Genomic DNA, 20192 nt, shown 5'->3' on the forward strand with positions numbered 1-20192 from the left:
AAAACTATCATTTCAATTATTTTATTTTAAAAAAAATATATTTGCAAAAAAAAATAGAAAAAATGAAAAAGTTGTTTGCCAGATTATGTTTTATTTTAGGTATATATAAAATAGAAAAAGAAGATTTTTTTTTAAAACTAAAAGATTTAACTCTAGATTGTTCTTCTTGTATTGCTAAAGCAAACAAAGTGGAAGAAGAGACTTTTAATAAATCAGTATTTGAAATAAACCTATTATTATTTGTCATTTGCTCAAGAATTTTAAAAGAAAAATTTAAAGAAAAACAATATGATGAAATCATAAATTTTTATACTAACCAAATTATTGTTAATTCAACTATTCATAAATTAATTGGAAATAATAACATAAAAGCATTTTATGAAGAAAGATTTCTTTTTCATCAAGAAGGCTTAATAAAACTAAAAAACAGACCTAAATATTATACTCCAGTACCAAAAGATTACACTCAATCATTATATTCAGTTTTTTTTGAAAGACCTTTGGAGAAAATTGATGAAATTTATTTATATTTTGATATATTTGATATGGATAGTCACATGAAAAATGAAATATGTATTAATGCAATGTTTAAATTTTTCGTTGATGATTATATTGATAAAATACAGACACTTTTAATTCTTACCAAAAAATGGTAACCATTATAAAATAAATCAAAATTGTCTTCGTAAGAAGTTAGAACTTCGTTTGTATTGCTAATTGCAATTGAAGATATATACAATAAGTAAGAGAGGTCCTAAACAAGAAAGGTTCTTCACCTCCTTAACATTTTTTGATAATGTAATACTCTCAGATTTCACTATTGTATTCTTGATAAATATATCCTATATTTGAATAATTCAGAATTATAATTTAATTAAAAACATATTTTAAATGTGGGAACAAGTTCAAGAAACCGTTAGTTATATTAAAGAAAAAATAGGTTTTACACCAGAATATGGTGTGATTTTAGGTTCGGGATTAGGAAGTTTTACAGATGATATCGCGGTAGAATGCACCTTGCCCTATTCGGAAATTCCAAATTTTCCAGTATCTACAGTTCAGGGTCATAAAGGCGCTTTGGTTTTTGGAACTATCGGGACCAAAAGAGTCGTTGCCATGCAAGGCCGTTTTCATTTTTATGAAGGCTATGATATGAGACAAGTTACTTTCCCTGTTCGGGTGATGAAGTTTTTGGGAGTAACTAAATTGGTAGTTTCAAATGCTTCGGGTGGTGTTAATCCTAACTACGAAGTGGGTTCTATAGTGCTTATTAAAGACCATATTAACATGATGCCCGAGCATCCGTTACGCGGAAAAAATGACGAACGTTTTGGTCCTCGTTTTGTAAACATGAGTGAACCTTATAGTCGAGCCATGTTGCTTAAAGCAAAAGAAGTTGCGGCGTCCTTAAATATTGAAGTACAAGACGGAGTATATATGGGCTTGCAAGGACCAACTTTTGAAACCTTGGCAGAATACCGAATGGTAAAAAATATTGGTGCCGATTGCGTAGGAATGTCTACCGTTCCAGAAGTTATCGTGGCACGACACATGGAGATGGAAGTTTTCGGACTTTCCGTTATTACCGATATGGGGGATGAAGAAAATATTGAAGAAGTAAACCATGCCGAAGTCTTGAAAGCGGCTGAAAAAGCAGAGCCTTCCGTTCGGAAATTAATTAAAGAATTGATTATTCAATATTAGTTTATTACACGAATTTTTACAAATTATATTTTGAATTTTTATGTTTATCCTGCAAGGTTTCCAAAACCTTGTAGGTATATAATTCACATCCACAAGGTTTTGGAAACCTTACAGGACTTTAAACTTATAAAAAATAATTTGTGAAAATTCGTGTTAACTACTTATTCATAAATTGGATTAAATCGATAATTCGGGAAGAATACCCTACTTCATTATCGTACCAACCTACCACTTTAACCATTTTATCGATTACCGAGGTTAGTTGGGAATCAAAAACACAAGAGTTTTTGTTTCCAATAATATCCACTGAAACAATTGGGTCTTCGGTGTAGTCTAGAATTCCTTTTAGGTTGGTTTCTGCGGCTTTTTTAAATGCCAAGTTAATTTCTTCTATGGTGACTTCCCTAGTTACATTAAAGGTAATATCGGTTAAGGAACCATCAGGGACAGGAACTCGAATGCCACAACCTCCAATTTTTCCTTCCAAATCCGGAAATATTTTAGTCAATGCTTTGGCTGCTCCAGTAGTGGTTGGAACTATCGATTGGCTTGCACCTCTCGCCCGACGTAAATCTTTATGTGGTTGGTCGTGAAGACTTTGGTCTGTGGTGTACGAATGCACGGTGGTAATATACGCCTGTTCTATACCGCACAATTCTTTAATGACTTGCATCATTGGCGCTGCATTATTTGTGGTGCAACTTGCATTAGAAACTATCGTTTCCGATCCGTCTAAAATGTGTTCATTCACACCAAGCACCACGGTTTTTATTTCGGGAACTTCAGATGGTGCTGATAGAATTACTTTTTTTGCACCTGCTAAAATATGGGCATTAATTTCTTCAAAGGTTTTGTATTTCCCAGTAGATTCAATTACCATATCGATAGAATCCCAATTAAGATTGGAGATTTCTTTTTCGTGAAAAAACAAATAGGATTTTCCATCTACAATAATTGCATTTTCGTCATACGAAACAACGCAAGGTAAAACTCCATGAATGCTGTCGTATTTTATCAAATGTGCCATCGTTCGATTATCGGCAATGTCGTTAATAGCGACTACTTCAATAGTGGGATGGTTAAGCAATAACCGAAAGAGATTTCTTCCAATTCTTCCAAAACCGTTAATGGCAATTCTTGTTTTCAATTTGTATTTAATTTAAAGAATGTGTTTGGCAGCATGGTAAGAAGAACGCACTAAAGCACCACTTTCTACATGACGGAAACCCATTTCTTTGCCTATTTTTTCGTATTTTTCAAATTGTTCTGGGGTGATGTATTCTTTTACCGGAAGGTGTTTTTTACTAGGTTGTAAATATTGCCCAATGGTAATTATATCTACATTTTGATTGCGAATGTCTTGCATGGTTTCCAAAACTTCTGCTTCGGTTTCACCAAGTCCCAACATGATTCCCGATTTGGTTCTTTTGATTCCTTGTTCTTTTAAATAACGTAAAACCTCCAGACTTTTATCGTATTTGGCTTGAATTCTAACCTCACGAGTCAATCTGCGAACGGTTTCCATATTGTGGGAAACTACTTCCGGATTGGCTTCTACTATTCGGTCGATATTTCTAGTATTCCCTTGAAAATCGGGAATTAATGTTTCAAGAGTAGTTTCAGGGTTCATTCTGCGAATGGCTTGAACAGTTTCCAACCAAATAATAGAGCCCATGTCTTTTAAATCATCCCTGTCTACGCTAGTAATTACTGCGTGTTTGATGTTCATGATTTTAATAGAACGTGCTACTTTTTCGGGTTCGTCCCAATCTACCGTTTCAGGACGGCCTGTTTTTACACCGCAAAATCCGCAAGAACGCGTGCATATATTTCCAAGGATCATGAACGTTGCGGTTCCTTCTCCCCAACATTCGCCCATGTTTGGGCAACTGCCCGAGGTGCAGATGGTGTTCAGTTTGTATTTGTCAACCAAACCTCGTAGTTCGGTATATTTTTGTCCAATTGGTAATTTTACCTTTAACCATTTTGGTTTTCCGATGGGTAATGTATTTTCCGTAATTGATTCCATGCCTTAATTTTTTCAGTAGCAAAGATAAGTATATTGGAATTAGAAAAAGAGAAAAGAAAATGGAAAAATAAAGGTTAATTTGGCAAAGTTATTTCAAGAAAAATCCCTGTTGGATATTTCACGCAACAGGGATAAAAAAATATATAACCAACAATTACAGTTGCACTACAATAGGTAAAGTGTATCGGGTTCTTACGGCTTGGTTGTCTTTGTAGCCAGGTTCCCATTTGGTTTTTAAAGATTTCAAAACTCGAACGGCTTCTTTACTTACGGCTTGGTTTGTATTTTGAGTTACTTCTATATCGGTCATGTTGCCGTTTTTTTCTATAACAAAAGAAACTAAAACGCGGATGGTTTCTCCTTCTTCCTCTAATTCTTGTTTTTCAAAATTACGCCCAACATATTCATAAAAATTTTTCATTCCGCCAGGAAACGAAGGCTGTCTATCTAATTCCGATAGTTTTACTGGGCCAGTATTAGTAATTGTTGGGGTAACCGCTGTGCCTGTTCCTGAAATTGTTGCAATACCCGCAGTTCCTGTTCCTGTTGGGGAAGTTGGACTGTTAATAATAGGAGCCTCTGCAGTTGTAGTAACTGGAATTACTGCCTGTTCTTTAGGAGCAACTTGGTAGTGGTGATTGTCCTCAGGGGCTTTAACCGAAGCAGTTTCTGGTTTAGTAGTTTTTGCTTTTGGTATAATTTCTTCTGTTGGAGGATGGATTTCTACTACGTGAATAGTTGGATCTGTAGGGATAACAGGAGGAATTACTTCGGGCGCAGCGCTAAAAGAACTTAATAAAAAAGTTCCTCCTACTAAAAAACTGATTCCGAATAGGAATGCAAAGAAAGTTGTTCTTTCACTATTCAAGCGTAATTGGTACGCTCCATACTTTTGGTTTTTGTCTTGAAATACAAGATCTAACCACTTTTTTTCAAAGATACTAACGTTGGACATAATTTATTGTTTTAAAGGTTAAGTATCGGTGTTACATATGCGAAGTGTTTTTATTTTAATAACGCAACGTTTTATCTAATATTGTGTGATTGTAGTAATAAATATAATAAAATGTTAAACTATTGTTTTTAATAGTTCTATTTTATTGCATATTTCTTTTGGAATTTTGCATTTATTCAAGACCATCACCGACTAACCCTGATGGGAGCAAGCTACCTTGTAGCGCGGACAGCAGGAATAGGGTTTACTAAAATGCCAACCGATTCGTTTCTAATAATTCGGAAGAGAAAATTAAAAACAATTATAAAAATAAAATAGTTTGTTTAATCTATCCTCACCCCAACCCTCTCCAAAGGAGAGGGAGAAATATAGGATTATTTTATGTTTATAATTGTGAAAAAATGAGGTTTAACGCTTGGATTGGATGATTTCGGCCAGTAGTTTTTTGGCGCGAAGGAGTTTGATTTTCACATTGCTCAAGGGCTCTTGGAGTTGCTCGGCAATTTCTTGGTAACTCATTTCTTGGAAGTAACGCAGTTGGATGACTTCTTGGTAATGCGGTTTCAATTCTTTGATAAAATGAAGGAGTTGCGCGAGGTTTTGCTCGGTTATGAGTTCGTCTTCGGCAGATGGGGAACTATCGGCAATGTTGTGGGCTTGTTGGTCTTCTTCGTCGGTGATTTCTACAAAAAGACTCGATTTTTTCTTGCGAAGTAGGTCGATGTGCACGTTTTTGGCGATGGCAATTAACCAAGTATTGAATTGAAATTCAGGGTTGTAGGTGGTTAATTTGTCGAATGCTTTGGAGAAGGTTTCGATGGTAATATCTTCGGAATCGGTTTCGTTTTCGGTGCGTTTTAACATGAATCCATAGACTTCGTTCCAATAATGGTCGAGCAAATAAGTGAATGCCACTTGGTCGCCATTTTTAGCCTTTTCGATGTAGGAAATTATTTCCACTGCACTGGTTTTGAAAACGTGTTAGTTAGGAAGATGTTGAATTGCGAAACTACTAAAATTATTTCAATTATTGGAAACCAATACATTACGTCTTTTTCTTTTAGTTTTCCGGCTGCAAATCCTAAGGAAATCCAAGCAAAAATATAACGAAAAACGATTATGCTTAAAACGATAATCCATTGGAATTGAAATGCTAACAGAATTGTTGGCAGTATAAAAAACAATAATTGGGTTGCGTAGAAAAGGGCTAATTGGCTGCGATCAAATGATTTATAATGTTTGGCAGTGGCAACGTGTCTTCTTTTTTGGGTAAACCATTCTTTGAAAGTGGTTTTTGGTTTGGAAAATGTAAAACTATCGGTAGTATAGCAAATGGTGGTATTCTTGGCAGTTGCTGCTTCGTTAATAAACAAATCGTCGTCTCCCGAACGGATTTTCATGTGCTCGATAAATCCATTAGTTTTAAAGAATTCTTCGCGTTTGTAAGCCATGTTGCGGCCAACGCCCATATAAGGTTTTCCTAATTTTGCCCATGAAAAATATTGGGTAGCCGTTAGCAAAGTTTCAAAACGGATGATTTTATTTAGGAACGAATTTTTGATTTTTTCATAAGCGCCATAACCTAAAACAATGGTTTTTTCTTTGGTAAATTGGGCACTCATTTCCTTGACCCACTCGGTTGTTTTAGGATAACAATCGGCATCGGTGAATAATAGATATTCGTTTTTTGCCGCTTTGATTCCAAGGGTTAAAGCGAATTTTTTATTTCCCCAAAACGCTTCGTTATTTTGCACTTTTACCAATTTCACATTGGAATATTGTTTTTCAAATGCTTCAAAAACTTCTAGTGTTTCATCGCTGGAAGCATCATCAATTAAGACAATTTCGTAATCGGGATAGTTTTGTTGTGCTAATAAAGGGATGAAGTTTTTTACGTTTTCTTCTTCGTTTTTAGCGCATACAATGATAGAGATAGGGACTCTTTTTGGCGTAGAGATTTGCGGTTTAGCAAATGAAAATTTACCAAAAAACACTATATAATATAGAAATTGAACAACTACAACGGCAATAAATAAACAAAGTAAAATTAGTAGCATAATGGCTTTATTGTCTTTTTTTTAACGTGTGCAAAAGTACGGAATTCAATTTTGAAATACGAATTATGGTTGTGAAATTTTATTTCAAGATTATATCAAATTGGCTTCAGTAGTTATTCTTGCTATTAGTTTGTTTCGAGCAACCATCTAAAAACATTTAAGTGTTTTATTCCACTTCTGTTTTGGGTAAAAGAGTCAGTCGTTAGTAAAAATTTGGGGTAGTTATCGTTGATTTTTTCTAATGCGCCAAATTCCCGTTCAACTGTACTTTCATTTACCATTTGCCATGCTACTTGATAGTATTCGATTTCTCCTGTTGGGGATTTGCATACAAAATCTACTTCAGTATTACGTGTTGTGCCTGTCCAAATTTTGTTTCCTCTTCTTAGCAGTTCTAGGTAGACAACGTTTTCTAGTAAGTGTCCTCTATCGGTGTTTCGTTCTTTACCTGCTAAAATATTCAACAAACCTACATCTACTAAATAGTATTTTTCTTGTGTTGCGAGTTGCTTTTTTCCTTTTAAATCAAATCGATTCACTTTATAAAATACAAAACTTTCCACTAAATATTCTAAATACTTTTCTACAGTGGCGTGATGGATGCTTTGATTGTCTTGCTTTAAGGTAGTTGAGATATTGCTTGGTGAAAGCGAATTGCCAATATTTGAGGCTATAAATTTCACAATGTTTCCAAATGCCCTTTTATCATTTATTTGGTGGCGTTGTGTAATATCTTTTTCGATTATTGTTGTGTAAATAGCCTCCAAATATTCATAAATTTTATCGAAACCTTCTTCACGTAATTCTACGCCTTTGGGCAATGATGTTTCGTTTACAAAATCAAAAAATAAGGCTTCGTAATTAAGGTATTTGTTGCTCGTGTCAATGTCACGTGCCGTTAAGTATTCTTTAAATGAAAAAGGTAAAATAGAAATTTCGATGTAGCGACCGCTTAATAAAGTAGCCAATTCACTACTTAATAAAAAGGCATTAGAACCTGTTATGTAAACGTCTGTGTTTTCTGTAGCAAAAAGACCATCTACTAATTTTTCAAAAAGTGGAATATTTTGCACTTCATCTAAAAAAATATAGTTAGGCTTGTCGGGTTGCAGTTTCTTTTTTATTTCAAAGTAAATGTCGTCCCACGATTTGTTTAAATAATTTTCAGGCAACTCAAAGTTGTAGAACTGAATTTGCCGTTTACCAATACCTTGTTTTAGTAATAGTTTTCGAAAAAGTTCCAGCAATGTGCTTTTGCCGGACCTGCGTAATCCACTAACTACTTTTATAAGATCTTTGTCTTTGTAAGCAATTAGTTTTTCAATGTATTCTTTACGATTTGTATAGTGGTTCATAAGTCAAAGATATAAAATAAATTATCAAAAACAACAAAAAATGCAAGTTTTGATAATTTAAGCCTATCTAAGTAGTTCTACAAATAGAAGTGCAATTTATATAAATAGCAAGAAAAAAATGCACATTAGTCCTGTAAAATATAGATAAAATCGATTTTTAAATCACATTAACCTCTGCTTCAATAGTAATTCCAAATTTATTTAACACCGTATTTTGAATGTCTTTGGAAACATTTAAAATTTCTTGACCCGTTGCGTTGCCATAATTTACTAACACTAGCGCTTGGTTTTTATGGATTCCAGCATCGCCAAAACGTTTTCCTTTAAAGCCTGCTTGCTCAATTAACCATCCAGCAGGAACTTTAACTTCGGTTTTGGAAATTACATAATGTGGCATTTCTGGATGTAAAGCGTGTACTTTTTCAAATGCTTCTTTGGAAATAATTGGGTTTTTAAAGAAACTTCCGCTGTTTCCTAACTCTTTAGGGTCTGGTAATTTACTTTGGCGAATGGCAATCACGGCATTGGAAACCTCCTTTAAAGTAGGGGTAACAATGTTTTGTTTTTCTAATTCTTTAGTAATATCGCCATACGAAGTATTAATTTTATGGTTGCGTTTGGTAAGTTTATAAACCACTGAAGTAATGATATATTGGTCTTTTACTTCGTGTTTGAAAATACTTTCTCGGTAACCAAAATTACATTCGTCTTTAAGAAAAGTTCTCCTTTCTTGGGTGGCAATATGCATGGCTTCACAAGAAACAAAAGTGTCTTTAATTTCGGTCCCGTAAGCGCCAATGTTTTGTACTGGAGTAGTTCCAACGTTCCCGGGAATTAGCGACATGTTTTCTAGTCCACCAAAATTTTGATCGATGGTCCACAAAACTAATTCATGCCATGCTTCCCCAGCCTGACTTTCTACCCAAACCGAATCTTCGTCTTCTTTAAGGATTTTCTTCCCTTTTAAATCAATATGAATTACCAAAGCATCAATATCTTGGGTCAATAACATATTGCTTCCACCTCCCAAAATGAATTTTTTATCCGCTTTATGATTTTCTAAAACCGATTGCAATTCCTCCTTAGAATGAACGCTAACGAATTGTTTAGCCTTGGCTTCAATGCCAAAAGTGTTGTATTTTTTTAAAGAAAAGTTATCTTGAATTTGCATTTTGAAATGAAATTTAACCGCAAAGTTCGCAAAGTTTATCGCAAAGTTTACTATTTTATATAGATTATTGTATTCTTTTACCTTCAATAAATACTTCTTCAATCAAGTTAGTGCCAAAAGCGTAAGGTAATTGGTAATAAGAGGTAATTGGTTTGCTAATAATAATATTGGCTTTTTTGCCTATTGTTATACTTCCGTGGGTATCGGAAATTCCCATGGCATAAGCACCATTGATGGTTGCTGCATTGATGGCTTCTTCAGGAGTCATTTTCATTTTGATGCAAGCAGTTGCTACTACAAAATTCATGTTTCCAGAAGGAGTTGTGCCAGGGTTAAAATCAGTTGCCAAGGCCAAAGGTAATCCTGCATCGAGCATTTTTCGAGCTGGGGTGTACGGAATGCTAATAAAGTAGGAGCAAGAGGGCAAAGCCACCGGCATGGTTTCGGAATTTTTCAACACATCTATATCTTCGTCGGTTACTACTTCCAGATGGTCTACCGATAAGGCGTTGTATTTTACACAAGCTGCAATTCCGTTAATGGCATTAAATTGGTTAACATGGATTTTGGCAATCAAGCTGTGATTTTTTCCGGCTTCCATAATACGTTCGGTTTCCTCAACCGAAAAATAACCCATTTCGCAAAAAACATCAATGTAATCTGCTAGGTTTTCGGCAGCAATTTTCGGCAACATTTCGTTTACGATTAAATCTATGTACCCCGAATGGTTGTCTTTATATTCTGCAGGGAAAGCATGAGCTCCAAGAAAAGTTGCTTTAATTTTAATAGGATAGTTTTGGGATAGTCTTTTAATAACCCGAAGCATTTTTAGTTCACCTTCTACCGTCAATCCGTAACCCGATTTTATTTCGACAGCTCCTGTGCCTAGTTGCATTACTTCTTCCAAACGCACTTTCGATTGTTGGTAGAGTTCTTCCTCGGAAGTTTCGTTTAGGTTTTTAGCCGAATTCAAAATTCCGCCACCGCGATTGGCAATTTCTTCGTAACTCAATCCGTTAATTCGATCTACAAATTCCAACACTCTGTTGCCCGCATAGACAATATGAGTATGGCTGTCGCACCAAGTTGGAAGCACTACTTTGCCTGTGGCGTCTATAATAACATCTGCTGTAATGCTTGGACAATTTTCCATAGAACCAAAGTCGACAATATGATTGTCTTCTATAACTAAATAAGCATTTTTTATAGAAGGCAATACAGCCATTTCTGCTCCAGAAACTTTTTTTATAGAGGCATCTCGAATTTGCAGGAGTTCTTGAATGTTGGTGATTAATGTTTTCATCAAATGATTTTGCGTAAAATTACTTTTTAAAAAATAATTATTTATAAATTTAGACAAAATTATAATCGGTGCGAAAAATAAAATACAAAAAAGGGAAAAAAGTACATCCAACGCTTTTAGAATATACGGGTGTTCATAAATACACTCAAACGGAAGTTCAGTTGTTTGTTTACAATGATGTGGATTTGGCAGAGTTTCATGAATTTGATGTAAATCAAATACAGAAGCATGTTGACTATACCAAGGTCAATTGGCTTAACGTTCATGGCTTGAACAATCCTGATTATATTGTGAAAATTGGGGATTATCTTGGCGTAGATAATTTTATGTTGTCGGATATTTTAAATACTACCAAGCGAACCAAACTAGATGAATACCATGACACTTTGTTTTTCAATATTAAATCGTTGTTGCCCGATGAAGATTCCGATAATATTATGGCGGAGCAAATTAGTTTCTTGCTGAAGAACGGAATTTTAGTATCTTTTCAGGAAAAGCGAAGTGATTTCTTTACACATATCCGAGAACGTATTCGCACCCATTCGGGGATAGTTCGAACCAAGCAAGCCGATTATTTGTTGTTTTTGTTATTGGATGCGATTATGGAAAATTTCTATATTACCATTGAAAACGAAGAAGATAAAGTTGAAGAATTGATTAATTTGTCTAAGAAAAGTACTGAACTTTCTATTCTGGAACAAATAGAAAAACACCGAGATAATTATAATTTTTTGAAGCGTTCCATCATTCCGTTACGAGATTCTTTGTATTCTATAAAAAGTATCAAAGATGATAATGTTTTTGACGCTATTGATGCTAATAATTATACCTTTTTTGAACGACTACACCAAAAATGTTTGGAACTTTTGGAACAAATTGAATACGATTTAACTACTTTAGATAGTGCTTCCAATTTCTATTTTTCTACTCAAAGTCATAAAATGAATGAGGTAATGAAAACACTTACAGTGGTTTCGGTATTTTTTATGCCTTTGACTTTTATTGTTGGAATATATGGAATGAATTTTAAGTACATGCCCGAACTAGAGTGGGAGTATGGCTATTTTGTAATATTAGGAATTATGTTTTTGTTACTCCTTGGGATGGTCTATTATTTTAAAAAGAAGAAATGGTATTAAATGTTTAAAAATCTGTTGATAATTTGCTGTAATTTATTTGTAGAATAAAATATATGAATTATCTTTGACCTATATTTATTAAGAAAAATTCCAAAAGACATGTTTACATTTGCTCAATACTTAGGTTTCTTATTGTTCTTAACTATATTAACCATTGGATTTTGGTTGATGATGTTCTTGATTAACTTTGTATTCTATTGGATATTTGGTGCGACAAGAGAGTTGTTAAAAGAAAGAAAAGAAAAAAGAGAATTAGAGCAAGCTTAATATAAGTTTGCATTAAATACAAAAGAGGCTGACTCATTTATTTGAGATAGCCTCTTTTATTTTTTTTATGTTTTTATTATCGCAATTGCGCTCCTAATTCACTCTCAAAATTAGATTGTAATTTCCCCATAATTTTATCAATCTGTACATCAGTAAGGGTTTTCGAAGTATCTTGAATGGTAAAACTCACAGCATACGATTTTTTCCCTTCCGGTAAATTTTTCCCTTCATAAACATCAAATAAATTAATGTCTTTTAAAAGTGATTTTTCGGTTTGACGCGCTACTTTATAGATTGATTCAAAAGCTACGTTAGTGTCTACTAGTAAAGCAAAATCCCGACGTACTTCTGGATATTTCGCAATCGGAGTGAACTTCATTTTATTGGATAATAATTTAAGTACTAATTCCCAATGGAACTCGGCATAAAACACTTCTTGTTTAATATCAAAATGTTTTACAATTGATTTTTTAACTGTTCCCATTTCAACCAAAATATCGTTTCCAATAGCAAAGGCAATTCCTTCAGCAAAAACATCATTGCTAACAGGAACATTCTGAGTTTTGTCTAGTCCTAAACGAGATAAAATGGCGTTAATATATCCTTTAAATAAAAAGAAATCGGAAGGTTTTTGTGGGTTAGTCCAGCTTTCTGCAATTCGGTTTCCAGAAGTAAAAAGGGTTAAATGTTTCTTTTCGCTGAATCCAGAAGGTAATTTTCGGTAGCTTTTGCCAAATTCAAATAATTTTAAATCGCTACTTCTTCGGTTAATGTTATAGGATATTGCTTCAAGTCCAGAAAACAACATCGATTGGCGCATTGCCGATAAATCATTACTCAATGGATTCAATATGGTAACATTATGTTCTTCTTTCAATTGTTCGGAAAGGCTAACATAATCAGGTGTAGTCAACGAATTTGCCATCATTTCATTAAATCCTAAAGAATTCAATTGGTTTCCAATGATATTTTGAACTTTATAATCTTCGGTTCTAGGAGCATTAGAGATGGTTGCACTTAGTTTATTCGAAAAATTAATATTGTTATATCCATAAACTCTAAGGATTTCTTCAATAACATCTACTTCTCTTTGAACATCCACACGATAAGCAGGAATTATTAATCCTAAACCTGCATCCGAAGAACTGTTTACTTTAATATCTAAAGAAGCAACAATTTTTTTGATGGTTTCTTTCGGTAATTCTTGTCCGATTAATTTGAACGCTTTTTCGTAATTTAAGAAAACAGCAAAATCTTCTATTTTCTTTGGGTAAAGATCTATAATGTCGGAAGTAATTTCGCCACCAGCAACTTCTTGAATCAATATTGCTGCGCGTTTTAAAGCATATTGGGTAATTTCGGGATCAATTCCTCTTTCAAATCGGAAAGAAGCATCGGTACTCAAGCCATGTCTTTTGGCTGTTTTACGAATAGCAACTGGATTAAAATAGGCACTTTCTAAAAAGATACTTGTAGTACTTTCAGAAACTCCAGATTTTTGACCTCCAAAAACACCTCCAATACATAAAGGCTCTTGATCGTCACAAATCATAATGTCTTCTTCGTGCAAGATTCGTTCAATTCCGTCTAATGTAGTGAATTTAGTTCCTGCAGCTACAGTTTTAACCGTGATTTTTCCTGTAATTTGAGATGCATCAAATGCGTGTAAAGGTTGTCCTAATTCGTGTAATACATAATTTGTAACATCAATTACATTATTTTTTGGAGTTAATCCAATAGCTTTGAGTCGGTTTTGTAGCCAACTTGGAGATTCTTTTATAGTGATTCCAGAAATAGTTACTCCACAGTAGCGGGGTACTAATTTAGAATCGGTAACATTAATATCTATCTTTAAAATTCGTTTGTCAACTTTAAATTTAGATACCGAAGGGGTAATCAATTCTAAAGTGGCATTTTTTTGCAACAATCCAGCTCTTAAATCTCTTGCAACTCCCATGTGGGACATGGCATCGGCACGATTTGGAGTTAATCCAATTTCAAAAACCTCGTCATTTTCTATATTAAAAACTTTAGCAGCTGGAGTACCAGGAACTATATTCTCGTCTAAAATCATAATTCCGTCGTGACTGGTTCCTAAGCCCAATTCATCTTCGGCACAAATCATTCCGTGACTCTCTTGACCACGAATTTTTCCTTTTTTTATTTCAAATGCTACGCCTTCTTTATCAAAAAGTTTAGTGCCAATAGTTGCAACAGGAACTTTTTGTCCAGCAGCTACATTACTAGCACCACATACAATCTGAACAGGAGTACCAGTGCCAAGATCTACTGTGGTTACTTTTAATCTATCGGCATCCGGATGTTTTTCGCAAGTCAAAACATGGCCAACTACAACGCCTTCAAGTTCGCCTTTTACCGATTGGTATTTTTCCACCATTTCTACTTCCAAACCTAAATCGGTAAGGATATTAGAGATATCTTCCGATGGAGCGTCTATTTTTAAAAATTGTTTTAACCAGTTGTATGAAATCTTCATGGTATTGAATAATATTTTGAGTCGTCAAAGATAAGTATTGTAGCTTTTACATTAAAATATATTTACATCAAAAAACTATTTCTTTTATTTTGTTAATTTTATTAAAAATCATGCTATTTTTTTGGATATATTCAAATATATGGGATATTAATTTCACTCTTAACAATTTTGTGCTATAATATGGTTTTTTTGTGCTACTTTTTATTAAATAAGGTAACTACTTTTGAATGAATCAAAAAAAACTAAAAATATGAGCAATTTAATTCAAAGACCACAATTAAGAGAAAAGTATGATAATTACATCAACGGAACTTGGACTGCACCTGCTACAGGATTGTATTTCGAAGTAGTTTCACCTATTGATGGAAAATTATTGGCCAAAGCAGCACATTCAACTAAATTAGATGTTGAAATGGCTGTAAATGCTGCACACGAAGCATTTAAAACATGGAGTCAAACTTCGGCAACCGAAAGAAGTATTATATTAAATAAAATTGCAGATAGAATAGAGGCAAATTTAGAACTTATTGCAACTGTAGAAACTCTAGATAACGGAAAAGCTATTAGAGAAACTATTAATGCAGATATTCCGTTAGCAGTAGATCATTTCCGTTATTTTGCTAGCGTTATCCGTGCAGAAGAAGGTTCAATTAATGAATTAGACAAAGACACGGTTTCAATAATTATCAACGAGCCTCTTGGTGTTATTGCACAAATCATTCCTTGGAATTTCCCTATTTTAATGGCAGTTTGGAAACTTGCTCCGGCTCTTGCAGCAGGAAACTGTGTGGTTCTTAAACCAGCCGAAAGCACTCCAATTTCTATTATGGTATTGATGGAAATCATAGGCGATTTACTTCCTCCAGGAGTAATCAATGTAGTCAACGGTTTTGGAGCTGAATTAGGAAGAACTTTGGTAACAAATCCTAAAGTATCGAAAGCGGCCTTTACAGGATCAACAGCTACAGGTAGAATGGTAATGCAATATGCTACTGAAAATATTATTCCAGTAACTTTAGAGTTAGGCGGAAAATCTCCAAATATTTTCTTCAAATCGGTTATGGATGAAGACGATGCCTTTTTAGATAAAGCGATTGAAGGTGCTGTTCTTTTTGCTTTTAATCAAGGAGAAGTTTGTACTTGTCCATCCAGATTGTTAATTCATGAAGATATTTACGATAAATTTATCGAAAGAGTATTAGAAAGAGTAAAAGCAATTAAAGTTGGAAGTCCGTTAGATACAACAGTGATGATGGGAGCGCAAGCATCTCAAATTCAAAAAGATAAAATTCTTTCGTATATTAAGTTAGGGAAAGAAGAAGGAGCAGAGTTACTTTGTGGTGGTGATGTAAACCATTTAGGCGGTGATTTAGAGGGTGGTTTTTACATTCAACCAACACTTTTTAAAGGACACAACAAAATGAGAATTTTTCAAGAAGAAATTTTCGGACCAGTATTAGCCGTTACTACTTTTAAAACTACTGAAGAAGCTTTGGAAATTGCTAACGATACTATGTATGGTTTGGGTGCAGGAGTTTGGACACGTGATGCCCATGAGTTATACCAAGTACCAAGAGCGATTCAAGCGGGTAGAGTTTGGGTAAACCAATACCATGCCTATCCAGCAGGAGCTCCATTTGGAGGATACAAACAATCGGGTATTGGAAGAGAAAATCACAAAATGATGTTAGACCATTACCGTCAAACTAAAAACATGTTGATTTCTTACAACAAAAATAAATTAGGTTTCTTTTAGTAGATTGAAATTTTAGTATTTAACCGCAAATTCGCAAATGCTATATTTGATGAATTTGCGGTTATTAATTTAAGATATTATGCAAAAAAAACGATTGGAATTTACTCCGGAAGTATTTGTGGTGGTAAATTGGCTTCTAGTATTCCAACAGAAGCGAGTTATTAAGATAGATTTAGTTAACTTTCATAACTTATTGTGCCGCCATGCGTTTTAATATAGCCCATTGTTTTAAAGCAGTTCGAGCTTCTACCGCCGGATAACCAAGCATTGTTTTGCCTGCTGGAACATCAGCAGCAACCCCTGAGCCAGCTCCAATAATTACGCCGTCACCTAAAGTTAAATGGTCTTTTATAGAAGCACTACCTCCAATAATTACACCATTTCCAAGGGTAACTGAACCTGCAAGACCACTATTACCGGCCATTATGCAATATTTACCTAAGATGCTATTGTGACCTATTTGTACAAGATTATCTATTTTGCAACCATCGCCTAATATTGTAGAACTAAATTTACCTCTATCTACAGATGAATTGGCTCCAATTTCTACATTGTTTCCCAAAATCACATTTCCAATTTGAGGGATTTTTACCAATCCTCTTTCTGGACATGGTCTAAATCCGAATCCATCAGCCCCAATAGTGCAGTTTGGATGCAAAATACAATAAGCACCAACATGACATCGCTCACGAACTACAACTCCTGACCAAATAATCGTATTTTTACCTATAGTACATTCGTCTAAAATGGTTGCGTTAGGGTAAATGGTTACATTTTCTCCTAACACTACATTGGAACCAATATAAACATTAGCACCAATTCTAGTTCCAACCCCAATTTTTGCAGAAGCATCTACTACAGCTGTTGGGTGAATATCAAAGGCAAATTGAGGTGGGGCAGGGGCAAACAATTCTAAAACTAATGACATTGCCAAATCGGCATTTTTCACTTTTATAAAGACCTTGTTATCACCAGGTTCAATAGAAATGTCTTCGTTTACAATTGCTGCACATGCTTTAGAATTTTGCCAAAGTTTTTCGTATTTTTTATTTCCAATAAAAGAAATTTCAGTTTCTTTCGCCAATTCTAATTGTTCGGGAGCAGTTATTGAAAAGGTAGTTTGTCCAATAATTGTTCCTTTTACAATGTTCTTTATGTATTCTATAGAGTAATTTTTCATTTGATTTGGGGTAATTAATAAAATTCAAATTAAGTTAATTATTTTTAAACAGTAGCATTTATTAATTTTCATCTTAACAACAAGTTAATGACTTCTAATAAAAGGATAATTTGCTTAAAAAATAAAATAACAATAAGCAAAAATAGGTTATTTTCAAATAATTAGGTTTTAGAATTGTTAATTCTTTACTTAAATGGATAGGAATGTTAAACTAATAGCTAAATTTTATTTATATAGCTTTTATCTAAAGGCCATTTCACCATAAATTGACTCAATTTTAATTAAGTTGGAATTTAAATTTTTAATTTTTTGAAATATAAATCAATAGTTCTGCCTAAATCATTCATTTTTTTATTTTTTAAAAAATGACTATATTTGTGTAAACTAAAATAGTTAATTTGTGAGTGCTACTAATAAACTTAAGATTTTTAACGACCCCATTTATGGTTTCATTACCATTCCAAATACTTTAATTTACGATTTAATACAACACCCTTATTTTCAGCGTTTACGGCGAATTTCCCAAATGGGAATGTCGTATTTGGTTTATCCTGGAGCACACCATACAAGATTTCATCACGCTGTAGGTTGCATGCACATTATGCAAAAAGCAGTTCAAACGCTACGTTTTAAAGGAGTTACTATTTCTAACGATGAAGAAAACGCTCTTTACGTTGCTATCTTGTTGCACGATATTGGTCATGGTCCTTTTAGTCATGCTATGGAACACAGTATAGTTGAAGAGGTGCACCACGAAGAAATTTCCCTAAAATTCATGAATGCTTTGAACGAGGAATTTGAAGGAAAATTAGATTTAGCCATTCAAATTTTTAAAGGCGAATACCATAGGAAATTCATGCTGCAATTGATTTCTAGTCAATTAGATATGGACAGGATGGATTATTTAAAACGGGATAGTTTTTATAGTGGCGTTGCCGAAGGAAACATCAACAGTGATCGATTGATTCAGATGATGAATGTACAAGACGATGCATTAGTGGTGGAAGAAAAAGGAATTTACTCGGTAGAAAAATTCTTAGTTTCCAGGAGGTTAATGTATTGGCAAGCCTATCTTCACAAGACTTCGGTGGTTGCCGAAATGACCTTAACTAAAATTTTAAAAAGAGCCAAAGAGTTAACTCAAAAAGGAATTGTTTTACCTTGTAGTGAGCCGCTTTCGTTCTTTTTAAATAATAAAATAACAATGGTTTCCTTTGATGAAGATGTGTTACGAATCTTTGCATTACTTGACGATTATGATGTTTTGGGTGCCATAAAATCGTGGCAATTCCATTCGGATTTTGTATTGAGTTCTTTAAGCAAAATGATTATTAATCGCGATTTATTAAAAATTATTCTGTTGGATGAAAAAGCCGATAACGAAAAATTAGCCGATTATAAAAATAAATTAATGGCTTTGTACACTATTTCCGACAAAGAAGCTGCCTATTTTGTATTTAAAGGAAAACTAAAAAACCAAGCCTATAACAAAGAAAGTGAGCCCATAAGTATCTTAAAAAAAGATGGTACTATTGAAAATTTAGTAGATTCTTCGGATCAATTACAGGTAAGAGCTCTATCTAAAGCAGTTACCAAATATTTCATCTGTTTTCCAAAAGTACTATTAGATACCTAGTGTTTAAATTTAATTTTATATTTTTGCATCTAGTTAAAAAAGCAATTTTGCAGAAAAGATAAATAATACGAGTTCCATTGAATCTAGGATGGGAAATATAATTTAAGTAAATGAAATTCACAGCAGAGCAAATTGCGGGGATATTAGACGGAGAAGTAGTGGGTAACCCTAATGCAGAAGTTTATAAATTATCAAAAATTGAAGAAGGGTCACTTGGCTCGCTTACATTTTTGTCCAACCCAAAATACCAAAATTATATCTATTCTACTCAAGCAACCATAACTATTGTTAATAAAAGTTTTGAGCCAGAACAACCTATATTAACTACTTTGATTAAAGTAGAAGATGCCTACCAATCTTTTTCCAAACTTTTAGAATATTACAATCAAGTTAAATTGATGAAATCTGGAATCGAGCAACCCTCGGTACTTTCAGAAAATGTAACCTATGGTGAGGACTTATATTTAGGCAGTTTTTGTTATGTGGGTAAGAATGTTACAATCGGTAAGAATGTAAAAATTTACCCAAATACCTTTATTGGTGACAATGTAATAATTGGAGATAATTGTGTATTCTTTGCCGGCGTTCGAATTTATTCGGAAACCGAAATAGGAAATAATTGCGTAATTCATTCGGGTGTTATTGTAGGTTCTGACGGATTTGGATTTGCACCTTTAGAAGATGGAAGTTACAGCAAAATTCCACAAATTGGAAATGTTATTTTAGAAGACGATGTTGAAATTGGTTCTTGTACGACTATTGATAGAGCCACTATGGGGTCTACCATAATTAGAAAAGGAGTGAAATTAGACAATCAAATACAAATTGCGCACAATGTAGAAATTGGCGAAAACACCGTGATTGCTGCTCAAACAGGTGTAGCAGGATCTTCCAAAATAGGTAAAAACTGTATGATTGGTGGGCAAGTAGGAGTTGCCGGACATATTACAATTGGTGATAATGTGAGAATTCAAGCGCAATCAGGTATAGGTAAATCCCTCAAAGATGGTGAGATTGTTCAAGGATCACCAGCATTTAATTACGGAGATTTTAGTAAATCATTCGTTCATTTTAGAAACTTGCCTAAAATTGTAAATGATTTAGACGCATTAAAAAAGAAATTAGAATAAAAATATAATAATA

At 33.9% G+C, this 20192-nt stretch carries 17 protein-coding genes; 7 read left to right on the forward strand and 10 right to left on the reverse strand.

Features of this window, described 5'->3' with window-relative positions:
• The first annotated feature begins 41 nt into the window (after positions 1-41).
• The gene (locus ACIQ2J_RS11235) at positions 42-656 is read left to right on the forward strand and encodes a hypothetical protein (protein ID WP_396169773.1); all 615 of its coding nucleotides are present in this window, start codon (positions 42-44) and stop codon (positions 654-656) included.
• Positions 657-891: 235 nt separating this feature from the next.
• Entirely contained in the window at positions 892-1704 is an 813-nt protein-coding gene (locus ACIQ2J_RS11240) for a purine-nucleoside phosphorylase (RefSeq protein ID WP_396169775.1), read from the forward strand.
• A 157-nt stretch (positions 1705-1861) separates the two neighbouring features.
• Here the strand turns inward: ACIQ2J_RS11240 and gap are convergent, their stop codons facing one another.
• From gap to hutI, 8 genes are all read right to left on the reverse strand, one after another.
• A complete protein-coding gene (gap, locus tag ACIQ2J_RS11245) occupies positions 1862-2851 on the reverse strand; it encodes a type I glyceraldehyde-3-phosphate dehydrogenase (RefSeq protein WP_396169777.1) in 990 nt (329 codons plus the stop codon).
• A 12-nt stretch (positions 2852-2863) separates the two neighbouring features.
• A complete protein-coding gene (gene lipA, locus ACIQ2J_RS11250) occupies positions 2864-3733 on the reverse strand; it encodes a lipoyl synthase (RefSeq protein WP_396169780.1) in 870 nt (289 codons plus the stop codon).
• Positions 3734-3887: 154 nt separating this feature from the next.
• Positions 3888-4688, reverse strand: a complete 801-nt coding sequence (locus ACIQ2J_RS11255; RefSeq protein ID WP_396169782.1) for an energy transducer TonB — start codon at positions 4686-4688, stop codon at positions 3888-3890.
• A gap of 408 nt (positions 4689-5096) precedes the next feature.
• On the reverse strand, positions 5097-5648 hold the full coding sequence (locus ACIQ2J_RS11260) for an RNA polymerase sigma factor (protein WP_396169784.1): 552 nt from the start codon (positions 5646-5648) through the stop codon (positions 5097-5099).
• Positions 5639-6745, reverse strand: coding sequence for a glycosyltransferase (locus ACIQ2J_RS11265; protein ID WP_396169786.1), 1107 nt, complete (start codon positions 6743-6745; stop codon positions 5639-5641). Before ACIQ2J_RS11265 ends, ACIQ2J_RS11260 begins: the two co-directional genes overlap by 10 nt.
• A gap of 125 nt (positions 6746-6870) precedes the next feature.
• Positions 6871-8100 (reverse strand): ATP-binding protein, encoded by a 1230-nt coding sequence (locus tag ACIQ2J_RS11270; protein ID WP_396169788.1) that lies wholly within the window; start codon positions 8098-8100, stop codon positions 6871-6873.
• Between the two features lie 157 nt (positions 8101-8257).
• The gene (murB, locus tag ACIQ2J_RS11275) at positions 8258-9271 is read right to left on the reverse strand and encodes a UDP-N-acetylmuramate dehydrogenase (protein WP_396169790.1); all 1014 of its coding nucleotides are present in this window, start codon (positions 9269-9271) and stop codon (positions 8258-8260) included.
• A 64-nt stretch (positions 9272-9335) separates the two neighbouring features.
• Positions 9336-10574, reverse strand: a complete 1239-nt coding sequence (gene hutI / locus ACIQ2J_RS11280) for an imidazolonepropionase (protein ID WP_396169794.1) — start codon at positions 10572-10574, stop codon at positions 9336-9338.
• A 68-nt stretch (positions 10575-10642) separates the two neighbouring features.
• On the opposite strand from hutI, the gene corA reads away from it, so the two are divergent.
• Both corA and ACIQ2J_RS11290 read left to right on the forward strand, forming a co-directional pair.
• Positions 10643-11713: a magnesium/cobalt transporter CorA gene (gene corA, locus ACIQ2J_RS11285; RefSeq protein ID WP_396169796.1), complete on the forward strand. Its 1071-nt coding sequence runs from the start codon at positions 10643-10645 to the stop codon at positions 11711-11713.
• Between the two features lie 99 nt (positions 11714-11812).
• The gene (locus ACIQ2J_RS11290; protein ID WP_396169798.1) at positions 11813-11980 is read left to right on the forward strand and encodes a hypothetical protein; all 168 of its coding nucleotides are present in this window, start codon (positions 11813-11815) and stop codon (positions 11978-11980) included.
• Positions 11981-12056: 76 nt separating this feature from the next.
• Here ACIQ2J_RS11290 and pheT read toward each other — a convergent pair whose 3' ends face one another.
• Positions 12057-14477, reverse strand: a complete 2421-nt coding sequence (gene pheT, locus ACIQ2J_RS11295) for a phenylalanine--tRNA ligase subunit beta (protein ID WP_396169800.1) — start codon at positions 14475-14477, stop codon at positions 12057-12059.
• A 250-nt stretch (positions 14478-14727) separates the two neighbouring features.
• Here pheT and ACIQ2J_RS11300 point away from each other — a divergent pair, with 250 nt between their 5' ends.
• Positions 14728-16233, forward strand: coding sequence for an aldehyde dehydrogenase family protein (locus ACIQ2J_RS11300; RefSeq protein ID WP_396169802.1), 1506 nt, complete (start codon positions 14728-14730; stop codon positions 16231-16233).
• A 190-nt stretch (positions 16234-16423) separates the two neighbouring features.
• On the opposite strand, the gene lpxD (ACIQ2J_RS11305) is transcribed toward ACIQ2J_RS11300, so the two are convergent.
• Positions 16424-17413 (reverse strand): UDP-3-O-(3-hydroxymyristoyl)glucosamine N-acyltransferase, encoded by a 990-nt coding sequence (lpxD, locus tag ACIQ2J_RS11305; RefSeq protein ID WP_396169804.1) that lies wholly within the window; start codon positions 17411-17413, stop codon positions 16424-16426.
• Positions 17414-17813: 400 nt separating this feature from the next.
• Between lpxD (ACIQ2J_RS11305) and ACIQ2J_RS11310 the strand changes: the two genes are divergently transcribed.
• Positions 17814-19049: an HD domain-containing protein gene (locus ACIQ2J_RS11310; protein ID WP_396169807.1), complete on the forward strand. Its 1236-nt coding sequence runs from the start codon at positions 17814-17816 to the stop codon at positions 19047-19049.
• 110 nt (positions 19050-19159) lie between these two features.
• Positions 19160-20179: a UDP-3-O-(3-hydroxymyristoyl)glucosamine N-acyltransferase gene (lpxD, locus tag ACIQ2J_RS11315; RefSeq protein WP_396169809.1), complete on the forward strand. Its 1020-nt coding sequence runs from the start codon at positions 19160-19162 to the stop codon at positions 20177-20179.
• The last annotated feature ends 13 nt before the right edge of the window (positions 20180-20192 follow it).

Source organism: Flavobacterium sp. (assembly GCF_044357305.1).
Taxonomy (GTDB): domain Bacteria; phylum Bacteroidota; class Bacteroidia; order Flavobacteriales; family Flavobacteriaceae; genus Flavobacterium.